At 68.8% G+C, this 12,550-nt stretch carries 11 protein-coding genes; 3 read left to right on the top strand and 8 right to left on the bottom strand.

All coding sequences use genetic code 11. The features are described 5' to 3' along the window. Nucleotides 1-77 precede the first annotated feature (77 nt). From AC1RRR_RS03935 to dusB, 6 genes are all read right to left on the bottom strand, one after another. Entirely contained in the window at nt 78-941 is an 864-nt protein-coding gene (locus tag AC1RRR_RS03935) for a D-amino-acid transaminase (RefSeq protein WP_492810727.1), read from the bottom strand. After that, nucleotides 942-2,330 (bottom strand): nitrogen assimilation response regulator NtrX, encoded by a 1,389-nt coding sequence (gene ntrX / locus AC1RRR_RS03940; protein WP_492810729.1) that lies wholly within the window; start codon nt 2,328-2,330, stop codon nt 942-944. It lies immediately after the preceding gene. Further along, entirely contained in the window at nt 2,327-4,570 is a 2,244-nt protein-coding gene (locus AC1RRR_RS03945) for a sensor histidine kinase NtrY-like (RefSeq protein ID WP_492810730.1), read from the bottom strand. Before AC1RRR_RS03945 ends, ntrX begins: the two co-directional genes overlap by 4 nt. A 70-nt stretch (nt 4,571-4,640) precedes the next feature. Next, nucleotides 4,641-6,062: a sigma 54-interacting transcriptional regulator gene (locus AC1RRR_RS03950; protein ID WP_492810732.1), complete on the bottom strand. Its 1,422-nt coding sequence runs from the start codon at nt 6,060-6,062 to the stop codon at nt 4,641-4,643. Nucleotides 6,063-6,064: 2 nt separating this feature from the next. Further along, complete coding sequence (locus AC1RRR_RS03955; RefSeq protein WP_492810734.1) at nt 6,065-7,180, bottom strand: two-component system sensor histidine kinase NtrB; 1,116 nt, start codon at nt 7,178-7,180, stop codon at nt 6,065-6,067. Beyond that, nucleotides 7,177-8,184, bottom strand: coding sequence for a tRNA dihydrouridine synthase DusB (dusB, locus tag AC1RRR_RS03960; RefSeq protein WP_492810736.1), 1,008 nt, complete (start codon nt 8,182-8,184; stop codon nt 7,177-7,179). Before dusB ends, AC1RRR_RS03955 begins: the two co-directional genes overlap by 4 nt. Nucleotides 8,185-8,282: 98 nt before the next feature. Here dusB and AC1RRR_RS03965 point away from each other — a divergent pair, with 98 nt between their 5' ends. Genes AC1RRR_RS03965 through AC1RRR_RS03975 form a run of 3 tightly spaced genes read left to right on the top strand, consistent with a single transcriptional unit; the run spans nt 8,283 to nt 11,072 of the window. Next, the gene (locus AC1RRR_RS03965) at nt 8,283-9,431 is read left to right on the top strand and encodes a bifunctional 2-C-methyl-D-erythritol 4-phosphate cytidylyltransferase/2-C-methyl-D-erythritol 2,4-cyclodiphosphate synthase (RefSeq protein ID WP_492810737.1); all 1,149 of its coding nucleotides are present in this window, start codon (nt 8,283-8,285) and stop codon (nt 9,429-9,431) included. Between the two features lie 33 nt (nt 9,432-9,464). Next, entirely contained in the window at nt 9,465-9,956 is a 492-nt protein-coding gene (locus tag AC1RRR_RS03970) for a CinA family protein (protein ID WP_492810739.1), read from the top strand. Beyond that, complete coding sequence (locus AC1RRR_RS03975; protein ID WP_492810741.1) at nt 9,957-11,072, top strand: FUSC family protein; 1,116 nt, start codon at nt 9,957-9,959, stop codon at nt 11,070-11,072. It begins immediately after the preceding gene. Here the strand turns inward: AC1RRR_RS03975 and AC1RRR_RS03980 are convergent. Then, the gene (locus tag AC1RRR_RS03980; protein ID WP_492810743.1) at nt 11,069-11,521 is read right to left on the bottom strand and encodes a type II toxin-antitoxin system RatA family toxin; all 453 of its coding nucleotides are present in this window, start codon (nt 11,519-11,521) and stop codon (nt 11,069-11,071) included. The two genes, AC1RRR_RS03975 and AC1RRR_RS03980, sit on opposite strands and share 4 nt — an antisense overlap. Before the next feature lie 5 nt (nt 11,522-11,526). Continuing rightward, nucleotides 11,527-12,504 carry a lipoyl synthase gene (lipA, locus tag AC1RRR_RS03985; RefSeq protein WP_492810744.1) on the bottom strand — a complete coding sequence of 326 codons (978 nt, stop codon included), beginning with the start codon at nt 12,502-12,504 and terminating at the stop codon, nt 11,527-11,529. Nucleotides 12,505-12,550: the final 46 nt, after the last annotated feature.

Raw genomic sequence — 12,550 nt, forward strand, 5'->3', positions numbered from 1 at the left:
AAAGCGACAAGCCCTCAGTGAAAATTTCCACGTGGTCGCGCTACCGTAAGCCGCCCTTGTCGAATATTGCTCCGACTTCAGACGGCTTTTTGACGCGCTCGTTCAATATAGAGACGCCGTAGCCGCGTCGCCACCTCACCGGGCTTTCCGTCGCTCAGTTTCACCCCGTCCACCTGAACGATCGGCGTCAGAAGTGACCCCGCCCCGGTGATGAAGGCCTCCTTGGCGGCCTGGGCCTCGGCGATCGTGAAGGGCTTCTCGCTCATCGGGATGCCGCTTTCGCGGATCACCTCCAGCAGGGTCGAGCGGGTGACGCCGCGCAGGATGTTGGCGTTGGTGTCGCGGGTCCGCAGCACGCCGTCGCCATCGACGATCCAGGCGTTGGACGAAGCGCCTTCGGTGACCAGCCCCATGTCGTCGACGAACCAGGCCTCGATGGCGCCGCGCTCGCGAGCCGCCTGCTTGGCTAGCGCATTTGGCAAAAGGCCGATCGACTTGATGTCGCAACGGCCCCAGCGGTTCTCCGGCACGGAGATGATCGACGCGCCGGCCAAGGCCTTCTTGTCGGCGGCCGCGCGATCGACCGACTTGGCGGTGATCACGACGGCCGGCGGCACGGCCGGGTTCGGGAAGGCGTGGTCGCGCTTGGCGACGCCGCGGGTGACCTGCAGGTAGCAGAGGCCTTCCTTGACCTTGTTGCGACGCACGGCTTCCCGCAGCACCAGCAGCAGCGACGCCTCGCTCATCGGGTGAGCGATGCGCAATTCGTCCAGGCTGCGCCACAGGCGGGCGAAGTGCCCCTCGGCGTCGGCCAACTTGCCGTCGAACACGGCCCAGACCTCGTAAACGCCGTCGGCCAGTTGATAGCCGCGATCCTCGATATGCACGGCGGCCTCGCCGTGACGCACGAAGCGGCCGTTCACATAGGCGAAACGCGACATCTACTCTTCCTCTTCCGCCCGGGCTCCGGCCACGCCCAGGGACTTGAGCTTCCTATGCAGCGCCGAGCGCTCCATGCCGATGAAATTGGCCGTGCGCGAGATGTTGCCGCCGAACCGCAGGATCTGGGCGTTCAGGTACTCACGCTCGAACAGCTCGCGCGCCTCGCGCAGCGGCAGGGCGATGATCCGCTCGGCCCCGATCGCGCCCGCATTGCCGGCGCTGGGCTGGTCATTGCCCGACAGCATCTCGGCCGTGATCAGCTCACCCGGTTCGCCCGAGGCCAGGATCAGCATGCGCTCAACGTTGTTGCGCAGCTGGCGGACATTGCCCGGCCACGTTTGAACCTGAAGGGTGGCCAGCGCGTCCTCGCCCAGCTTGCGGCGCTGAAGGCCGGTGGCTTCGCTGATCTTCTCGACGAAGAAGTTGATCAGCTCGGGGATGTCCTCGCGGCGCTCGGCCAGACCCGGCACGCGCACCGGCACCACGTTCAGGCGGTGGAACAGGTCCTCGCGGAAGCGCCCGCTGGTGATCTCGTCACGCAGGTCGCGAGAGCTGGACGAGATGACCCGCACGTCGACCTGGACGTCGTTGTCGCCGCCGACCCGACGGAAGCGCTGCTCGACCAGCACCCGAAGGATGCGGCCCTGCGTCTCGCGCGGCATGTCGGCGACTTCGTCGAGGTAGAGGGTGCCGCCGTGGGCGCGTTCGAACACGCCGATCTTGCGCGGACGACCGCCCTCGCCTTCCTCGCCGAACAGCTCGACGTCCAGGCGCTCGGGGGCCATGCCGGCGGCGCTGACCGCGACGAACTCCTGCTTGGTGCGGGTGCTGGCGCCGTGGATCAGGCGCGCCACCAGCTCCTTGCCCGCGCCGGGCGGGCCCGAGACCAGCACGCGACTATTGGCCGGGGCGACCTTCAGGATCAGCTGGCGCAGGGCCTGGGCCGGCGCCGATTTGCCGATCAGGCTGTCGGGGGCCAGGGTTTGGGCGCGCAGCCGGCGGTTCTCGCGGCGCAGACCCGCCGCTTCCAGCGCCCGCTCGACGATCAGCAGCAGCCGGTCGGACTTGAAGGGCTTCTCCAGGAACTCGTAGGCGCCGCGCTTGATGGCGCTGACGGCGGTCTCGATATTGCCGTGGCCCGAGATCATGATCACTGGCAGGTCGGGATCCAGTTGCTTGACCATGTCCAGCAGCTCCAGGCCGTCCATGCCGCCGCCCTGCATCCAGATATCCAGGACCAGCAAGGCGGGCTTGCGCGCCCGGATGGCGGCCAGGGCCTGGTCGGAATCGGCGGCCGTGCGGACCGCATAACCTTCATCCTCCAGGATGCCGGCCACCAGTTCGCGGATGTCGGCCTCGTCATCCACCACAAGAACATCGGCGCTCATATCATCTCCTCAACGCCACTTTGAGCAGTGGCGTGCAGTCGTACGGTCGTCGGAAACTTCAGGATCACGCGGGCTCCGGGGAGCGCGCGGGCGTCGGTGAGGGCCAGGCTGCCGCCATGGTCCTCCATGATCCGCTTGACGATGGCCAGGCCAAGGCCCGTGCCCTTCTCGCGGGTGGTCACATAGGGTTCGGTCAGGCGATCGCGGTCCTTGGCGGGCAAGCCGACGCCGTTGTCCTCGATCGTCACGCACAGGTCGTCGGCGTCCGAGGTCAGGATCGCGGTGATCCGGCCCGGCAGCTCGGGCTCCAGCGCCCGCCGACCGCCGACCGCCTCGCCAGCGTTCTTCAGGATGTTGGTCAGGGCCTGGCCGATCATCCGCTGGTCGCAGGTGACCCAGACGTCGCCCTCGCCCGGCTCTTCCAGCTTCACCTCGATCTCGGCGTCCTGGAAGCGCTGGGCGAACACCGCCTGACGCAGCATCTCGGTCAGGTTGGCCGGCTCGAAGCGCGGCGCGGGCATCCGGGCGAAGGCCGAGAACTCATCGACCATCCGGCCGATGTCACCGACCTGGCGGATGATCGTCTCGGTACAGCGGTCGAAGGTCTCCAGGTCGCTGGCGATCTCCTTGCGATACTTGCGGCGCAGGCGCTCGGCCGACAGCTGGATCGGGGTCAGCGGGTTCTTGATCTCGTGGGCGATGCGGCGCGCCACGTCCTTCCAGGCGGCGTTGCGCTGGGCGGCCATCAGGCGGGTGATGTCGTCGAAGGTCAGGACCAGCCCCTCGGCCACGTGACCGGCGGCGCGGACCCGCAGGCGGCGGGTCTCGCCCTCGCGCATGATGTCGACCTCGACGTCGGTGTCGGGGCGGCTCTCCTGAAGCGCCTCCATCACCGTTTCGAACTCGGGAGCCAGCTCGACCAGATCCACGCCCAAGGCGTTGTCCGACAGGCCCAGCAGCGTCACCGCCCGGCGATTGACGGCCGAGACCTTGCCGCGCTCGTCCAGGCTGACGACACCGGCGCTGACGCCCGACAGCACCGTCTCGATGAACTGACGCCGGCTCTCGGCGTCCAGGCTGGCGGCTTTCAGCGCCGCCTGCTGCAACTGCAGCTCGCTGGTCATCATGTTGAAGGCGTTGGACAGCGCCCGGATCTCTTCGGGACCGGTATCGGACTCCACGCGGGCGTCCAGGTCGCCGCCGGACACACGTCCGGCCGCCTCGACCAGCCCGGCGACCGGACCCGCGATCGAGTTGGCCGCGGCGATGCCGACCCAGATGGCGGCCACCAGCACTAGCAGCGCCGTTTCCAGATAGCTGAGCCCGAAGATCGCCTGGATCCGGCCGCGGCTACGCTCGGCGTCGCGGTAGGCGACCAGGGCGTCCTGGGTCTCGATCAGGTGGGTCAGGATGCCCTTCTCGATCGGCCGCACCACATAGAGGTAGGCGTCGGGAAAGGCGTTCAGCTTGTACAGCGCCCTGAAAAGGTCGCCCGACACGAAGCGCTGGGCAGTGACCTCGCCGTTGTCGGTGGCCGCGAAGCTCGAGGGCGGCGGCGCCAGGAAGGGCAGCGTCTCGCCGATCTCGGCCCGCGCCAGGATGCGGCCGTCGCGGTCCAGCACGTAGGCGGCGGCAAAACCGGCATCCTTGGTCTGCTCGGCCAGATAGTGACCGAAGGCGACGGGCTGCTGGCCCAGGGCCGGCGCGGCGCGGTTCACCTCGGCGGCCATCGGGCCGATGTGCTCTGAGATGTAGCGGGTCTGCTGCTCGACGTACGAGTTGGCGACCTTGGCCGAGTTGCCGACCACGGTCTGGACCCGCTGGCTGAACCAGCCGTCCACGCCCCGATTGACCAGCACGCCGAAGAACAGCGCCACGATCACCGCCGGGGCCACGGCCGCCAGCGAGAACAGGCCGACGAAACGCAGGTGCAGACGGGCGCCGGCGTCGCTGGCCCGGGCGTCGATCAGGTCATAGAGGCGCAGGCCCACCACGGTGGCCACGCCCAGGATCAGCACCAGGTTGAAGCTCAGCACCACCAGGATGACGGTGGAGGCCGTGCTGATCGAATCGGTCTTGGGCGGCGACGAAGCCAGGGCGACGCCGGCGACGGTGAGGATCACCGCCAGCGCATAGCCCCCGCCGATCAGGTAGCGCGACCGCAGAATCTCTCGCCACCAGGCCCGGCTGAACCGGGTTGGCGGGGTCTCCGATCCCGTCGCGTAAGCCACTGAAGACATCGCCGGGGAGTTTAGGAGCGTGTGTCCTAAATTCAACAGCTATGTGCTGATAAAGCTTCAGCGTTCAGGGTTAGCGACGACCCCGAGTCATTTCGACGCCCAGATCCTGGATCTTCTTGCGCAGGGTGTTGCGGTTCAGGCCCAGGATCTCGGCCGCCCGCACCTGATTGCCCCGCGTCGCCGACAGGGTCAGCTGGATCAGCGGACGCTCGACCTCCTGCAACACGCGGTCGTACAGGCCGGCCGGCGGCACGCCGTCGGGCTGGTCGGCGAAGTGCGAGGCCAGGTGACGCTCGACCAGGGTGGCCAAGGTCACCGGCCCCTCTTCCGAACGCACCGCCGGGGTGTGGTCCTGCAGCTCGCGATCGACGATGCGGGCGGTGATCAACTCCTCGGCATAGAGGGCGCACATCCGGCGCATCAGGTTCTCGAGCTCGCGGACGTTGCCCGGCCACGGGTGCGTCTTCAGGCGATCCAGAGCGCTCTGGTCGATGGTCTTGGCGGGCAGGCCTTCGCGGGCGGCGCGCAGCAGGAAGGTGCGGGCCAGGTCCGGAATGTCCTCGGCGCGATCGCGCAGCGGCGGCAGGCGCACCGGGGCGACGTTCAGGCGGAAGAACAGGTCTTCACGGAACAGGCCCTGCTGGATCAGGCCGCGCAGGTCACGATTGGTGGCGGCGATGATCCGCACGTTCGGACGACGGCCGGTCTTGGGATTGATCACCGGCTCGGTGCCGTCGATCACGCGCAGCAGACGGGTCTGGGCGTCCAGCGGCATGTCGCCGATCTCGTCCAGGAACAGGGTGCCGCCGTCGGCCTCGACCAGGCGGCCGTTGTCGCCGTCGCCGCGCCCGAACAGCTCGACCTCGACCCGCTCGCGCGGCACCGCGGCCAGGTTCAGCACCACGAACTTGCCGTCGCGGCGGCGACCCAGCTCGTGCAGAGCGCGGGCGACCAGCTCCTTGCCGGTGCCGCTCTCGCCCAGGATCAGGACGGTCAGGTCGGCGCCCACCAGGCGGGCGATGGTGCGATAGACCTCCTGCATCGGCGCCGAGCGGCCGATCAGCGGCAGGCGCTCGTCACGCATGGCGCGGGCCTGAGCCTTGGAGGCCTCGGTATCGGCCGGACGCGACAAAGCGCGGCGGGCGGCGGCGGTCACGTCGTCCAGGTCGAAAGGCTTGGAAACATATTCGAACGCGCCCGCGTCGGCGGCATTGACCGCCGTCAGCAGGGTGTTCTGGGCGCTCATCACGATGATCGGCAGCTTGGGCCGCTCCTTGCGGATGCGCGGCAGCACGTCGAACACGTTCTCGTCGGGCATCATCACGTCGGTGACGACCAGGTCGCCCTCGCCGTCCGTGACCCACTTCAAGAGCGTGGTGGCGTTGCCCGTGGCGCGGACCTGATAGCCCAGGCGGGTGAAGGCCTGGCTGAGCACCAGACGCACCGAGCTGTCGTCGTCGGCGATCAGGATCTTCTTGCTCGCGGCGTTCATGCTCAGGCGTCTCCGGAAAGGGTATCGGGGGCAACCGGCAGCAGCACGCGGAACACGGTGCGACCGGGCTCGGATTCGAAGTCGATCAGGCCGCCGTGGGCGGTGACCAGCTTGGTGACCAGGGCCAGGCCCAGGCCGGTGCCATTGGCCTTGGTGGTGACGAACGGCTGGAACAGGTGGTCGCGCAGGCTGGCCGGCACGCCGGGGCCGTTGTCGATCACCTTGACCTCGATCGGCGCGCCGCTGGCCGACTTGCCGTCGGCCCCGCGCACCCGGACGCCGGGACGCCAGGCCGTCTGAATCGAGATCTGCCCCCGGTCGTCGCCACGCATATGGGCGGCCTCGGCGGCGTTCTTGGTCAGGTTCAGGAAGATCTGGATCAGGTGATCCTCGTCGCCCCAGACCGACGGCAGCGAAGGATCGTAGCTTTCCTTCATCTGCAGGCCGTCGGCGACGCCGTTGGCGGTCAGGGCCCGGACGCGGTCCAGCACCTGGTGGATATTGACCGGCTCACGCGGGGTCGGGACCTCGTCGGAGAAGGCTTCCATGCGGTCGACCAGGCGGCGGATGCGATCGGTCTCGTCGACGATCAGCTGGGCCAACGGCTGGTCGACGGCGCTGGCGCCGGTCTTCAGCAGCTGCGCCGCGCCGCGGATGCCGGCCAGCGGGTTCTTGATCTCGTGGGCCAGCATCTTGCCCAGGCCCACAACCGAACGCAGGCCGGCAGCGTCGGCGGCCTTGTCGACACCCAGCACGCCCTTGACGTGCAGGGTCAGCAGCACCGAGCCGTCGCCCAACGGCGCAGCCGCCCCATCGGCCTCGAACGGCGGCTGGCCGAACAGATTGACCTCGACGCCGTGCTCGCGCACCAGCGCGCCTTCGAAGATCGCCCGGTCCAGCAGCGAGACCAGCACCGAGCCCGGCGGCAGGGCGGCGCGGAAACGACCGCGCGCCAGCAGCGACAGGCCGTGGCCGAACAGGGCCTCGGCGGCCTCGTTGACCGCCACGAGCCCGCCCTCGCGGTCGACCACCAGGGCCGGCTCGGGGCTGAGGTCGAAGGCGGCGGCCTTCAAGGCTTCTGGAGTAACCCCTCCCAGGACGCGGGCGCGGTCGGTCATGCGGCTAATCTCCCACCCGCCAGCCACAGGTCGCGCAAGGCGGCCTCCACGGCGGCGGGATCCTCAAGTCGGCACAGGGTTGCGCGAGCGGCCCGTCGCGCTTCGGCCGTTTCGGGCCAGGGCGCGGCTTCGATGTACGAGGCCAGGTGCTTGCGGAACATCTTCAGGCCCAGCGGCTCGCCATAGAAGTCGAGACTGCGGCGGAAATGGGTGAGCGCGATGGCCAGGCGTTCCTCGGCTTGCGGCTCTGCAAAGCCCCGACCTTCGAGCGCGGCCTCGATGGCGCTGGCGATCCAGGGACGGCCATAGACGCCCCGGCCGATCATCACGCCGTCGGCGCCGGATTGTTCCAGGGCTATGCGGGCGGTCTCGCCATCGATGATGTCGCCATTGACCAGCACCGGCACCGAAACGGCCTGCTTCACCGCCGCAACGGCGGTCCAGTCGGCGACGCCCTTGTAGAACTGGCTGCGCGTGCGGCCGTGCACCGTGATCGCCTTGGCGCCAGCCGCCACGGCGCGGCGCGCGATGTCGGGGGCGTTGCGCAGATTGTCGTCCCAGCCCAGCCGCATCTTGACGGTGACGGGAATATCGACGGCCTCGACCGCCGCGCTGACCAGGGCTTCGGCCAGGTCAGGCTCGCGCATGATGGCCGAGCCCGATTGCTGGCCGGCGGACACTTCCTTGGCGGGGCACCCGAAGTTCAGATCGACGATCTGGGCGCCGGCGTCGGCGGCCATGCGTGCGCCCTTGGCCATCAGGTCCGGATCGCGCCCGACCAGTTGGACCACCATCAGCGGCAGCCCCTCGCCCACCGCCGCGCGACGCACGACATCGGGCCGCCCTCGCGCGAACTCGGCGCAAGCCACCATTTCCGTCGCCACATATGGCGCGCCGAGCGCCGTGGCCGTTTCTCTGAAGGGCAGGTCCGAGACCCCGGTCATGGGCGCAATCCACACCCGACCGGGGACCTCGATCCCGCCGACCTCGAGCTTGTTGCTCATTTTGTGATCATCCCCGTAGCTTCCTTTTTAGGCACATTGTGCGGCGCAGTAAAGCCCAATCGGCTGGACAATGACGGTGGCGTGACTAAACAGCCGCCATGACCTTTTCCGCCGTGATCGTCGCCGCCGGCTCGGGAACCCGCGCCGGACCCGGCCAGGCCAAGCAGTGGCGGCTTGTAGCCGGAAAGCCGGTCCTACGCTGGTCCGTCGAAGCGTTCCTGGGCGCAGGCGTCTCGGACATCGTCATCGTAACGACCGAAGACGGCGAAAAGGCGCTGTCCGAGGTGCTGGCCGGCCTGCCCGGCTGGCGCGCTGCACGCGGCGGCGCGACTCGGGCCGAGTCGGTTCAAGCGGGCCTGGCCGCCCTCGCCCATCGCCCTGGCGACGAGCCTGTCCTGATCCATGACGCCGCCCGCCCCTTCCTGACCGGCGCGACCATCGAAGGCGTGCTAAAGGCGCTCGAGACCGCCGACGCCGTCCTGCCCGCCCTGCCCGTCGCCGACACCCTCAAGCGCGCCGAACCTGGCCAGAACCCGACGACCACGTCGCGTGAGCACCTTTGGCGCGCCCAGACCCCCCAGGCCGCGCGCCGCGACACGCTGTTAGCCGCCTATGCCGCCTGGTCCGAAGGCGAGCCGACCGACGACGCCCAGGTGGTAGAAGCCGCCGGCGGCCGCGTGGCCATTGCGCCCGGCGATCCGCTTCTGTTGAAACTCACCTATCCCGAGGACTTCGCCATGGCCGAACGGCTCGCCGGCGCCGCGCGCATCACCCGAGTCGGCCAAGGCTTCGACGCCCACCGCTGGGGTCCCGGCGAAGAGGTCTGGCTGTGCGGCGTGGCCATCAAGCACGACGAGACCCTGATCGGCCATTCGGACGCCGACGCTGGCCTGCACGCCCTGACCGACGCCATCCTGGGCGCCATCGGCGAAGGCGACATCGGTGACCACTTCCCGCCGACTGACGACAAGTGGAAGGGCGCGTCCTCGGACCTCTTCCTCAAGCACGCCGCCGAACTTGTGACCGCCAAAGGCGGCTCGATCGTCAATGTCGACGTGACCCTGATCTGCGAGCGGCCCAAGATCAAACCGCACCGCCTGGCGATGCGCGAGCGACTGGCCGAGATCCTGAGCCTTCCGCTCGACCGGGTCAGCGTCAAGGCGACCACGACCGAGAAGATGGGCTTCACGGGTCGCGGCGAAGGTCTGGCCGCTTCGGCGGTCGTGGCGGTCGAGACCCCGGCCTGAACAGGCTAAGGTAGGGCGAATCCGGAGAGCCGCATGTTTCCGCTGGAAATCCAGACCCTGGCCCGACTGCTGATCGACGAGGCGCGCAGCAAGTCGCTGCGCCTGGTCGCGGCCGAGAGCTGCACCGGCGGCCTGGTGGCCGGCGCGATCTGCTCGATCTCCGGCGCCTCCGACGTCTTCGAACGTGGTTTCGTCACCTACACCAACCGCGCCAAGTCCGAGATGCTGGGCGTGCCGGGCGACCTGATCGCCGACCACGGCGCCGTCTCCGAGCCGGTAGCGCGGATGATGGCCGAGGGCGCGCTGGAAGCCAGCAACGGCCATGTCGCGGTCGCCATCACCGGCATCGCCGGCCCCGGCGGCGGCACGCCGATGAAGCCGGTCGGCACCGTCCACTTCGCCGTCGCCCGCGCCAACCGCTCGGTCGTCCACCGGCACGAACGCTTCGACGGCGAGACCCGCGAGGCGGTGCAGCTGGCGGCGGTGCAAACCGCCCTGGAAATGCTCCGCGAGGCGGTGGCTTAAGTGCCCGAGACCGCGCCCAGCGACTGGAGACGCTTCGCCGGCGTCGGTCTTTCGCAGAAGGCGCTGAAGGCCGCGGCCGCCCGCAAGACCGAGATCCGCCACGCCATCCGCGTCTCGGCCGCCGTCGGCGCGGCCTTCGCCCTGGCGACCCTGCTGCGGCTGCCGCAAGGCTACTGGGCCGTATTCACCGCCGTGATCGTGGTACAGTCGAGCCTAGGTGCGACCATCACCGCCTCGCTTGAGCGCTTCATGGGCACGGTGGTCGGCGCCCTGGCCGGCGCTGGCGCCGCCTATTGCCACGCCCGCTGGCCGGAGTTTGGCGGGATCATCCTGTGCGTGACCGTGGCCCTACTCGCGTTCCTGGCCTCGATGCGGCCCGCGCTGAAGGTGGCGCCGGTCACCGCCGTGATCATGTTGATCGGTACGACGACGCACATGGACCCGCTGCTCGCCGCCGGCTGGCGGGTGGCCGAGATTACGGTCGGCAGCGTCGTCGGCATCGCCGCCACCCTGCTGATCTTCCCGGCCCGCGCCCACGCCTCCGTGGTCAGCAGCGTGCAGAAGATCGCCGGGCTACAGGCCCATATTCTCGACAGCCACGTCCTGACCCTGCGCGGGACACCTGGCCCCACCGACTACCTGAAGGCCCAGGACGATCTGCGCGCGGCGCTAGCCAAGCTGCAGACCGGCATGACCGAGGCCGACCGCGAGAACGCCAGCAAGCTCAGCGAGCGCTCCGTCTCCGAAGCCATCCCCCGCACGCTCTGGCGCCTGCGCAACGATACGGTGATGGTCGGCCGCACCTTGCACGAGCCCCTGCCCGCCGAAGGCCTGGCCCCGGCCGCCGCCGACATGCTGGAGGCCAGCGCCAAGTTCCTGCGCGCCACCGCCGACCTGCTGGCCGGCGGCCCGCGTCCGGATCGCGTGGCCTTCGCCGAGGTCCACCAGACCTTCCAGACCTGTGTCGAGGGGCTGCGCAAACAGGGCCTGACCCGCGAACTGGAATTCGATGACGCCGCGCGGGTGTTCGGCCTGGTATTCGCGATCGAGAACCTGTTCGGCAACCTCGGCGACTTCGAGGAGCGGATCGAGGAAGCGGCCGGGAAGAAGGACTAGGCCTTCTCGCCGTAAACTTGCCGGGCGCGATCCTCGAAGCAGGCGATCAGCTTATTGGCGGCCTTGTCGATATTGGCGGCCAGCATGGCGTCCAGCAGCGCGGCCTTGAACGCGAAGTCGATCACGAACTCGACGCGGGTGGCGTCGCCCTCGGCGACAAAGCGCCAGCCGTTCGAGAGCCGCTTGAACGGACCGTACAGCAGGCTGACATCGATGCTCAGCGCCTCGCCGTCACGACGGACGCGGGTGGCGAACTTCTCGCGCAGGAACGAGAAGCCGACCTGGGCCTCGGCGTCGACCGTGCTGACGGCGCCGTCGACACGGCCGTTCCAGGTGCGCATGGCGGTGATCCACGGCACGAACTTCGGGTAGTTTTCGACATCCCCGACCAGCTGGAACAGCTGCTCGGGCGCGTACGGCAGCACGCGCGTGACCACGTGACGATGCACGGCGTTTACGCCGTGCGGGCGTCGAGGGCGCGGCGGGCGGCCTGCAGCTTGGCGAAGTCCTCGCCCGCGTGGTGCGACGAGCGGGTGAGCGGGCTGGACGAGACCATCAGGAAGCCCTTGGCCCGGGCGATCGCCTCATAGGCCTTGAACTCTTCCGGCGTCACGAAGCGGTCGATGGCCGCGTGCTTGCGGGTCGGCTGCAGGTACTGGCCGATGGTGATGAAGTCGACGCCGGCCGAACGCATGTCGTCCATCACCTGCATGACCTCCTCCTTGGTCTCGCCCAGACCGACCATCAGGCCGGACTTGGTGAACTGGGAGGGATCGCGCTGCTTCACGCGGTCCAGCAGGCGGAGCGAGTTGTAGTAGCGCGCGCCGGGGCGGATCTTCAGATAAAGCCGCGGCACGGTCTCGAGGTTGTGGTTGAAAACGTCCGGACGGGAGTCGATCACCACGTTCTCGGCATTGTCCTTGCGCAGGAAGTCCGGCGTCAGGATCTCGATGGTCGTGCCGGGCGACTTGGCGCGGATCGCGGTGACGACCTCGGCGAAGTGGCGGGCGCCGCCGTCCAGCAGGTCGTCGCGGTCCACCGAGGTGATGACCACGTGCTTGAGGCCCATCTTGGCGACGGCCTCGGCCACGCGGCGCGGCTCGTCCGGATCCAGCTGGGTCGGCAGACCGGTGGTGACGTTGCAGAAGGCGCAGGCGCGGGTGCAGATCTCGCCCATGATCATCATGGTCGCGTGCTTCTGGCTCCAGCACTCGCCGATGTTCGGGCAGGCCGCTTCTTCGCAGACCGTGGTCAGCTTGTGCTCGCGCACGATGCCCTTGGTCTCGTTGTACTGGCCCGAACCCGGGGCGCGCACGCGCAGCCAATCGGGTTTGCGGAGCACCGGGGTATCGGGGCGGTTCTGCTTTTCGGGATGGCGCGCCGCCCGGTCTTCCGAGCCGCGAGCCTTCAGCGTGTCGATCACCGTGGCCATGGCGCCTAAATCGGTCTTCTTGGCCTCCGGATCAAGCGCTTGATCT

Source organism: Caulobacter sp. GW821-FHT12D05 (genome assembly GCF_058807295.1).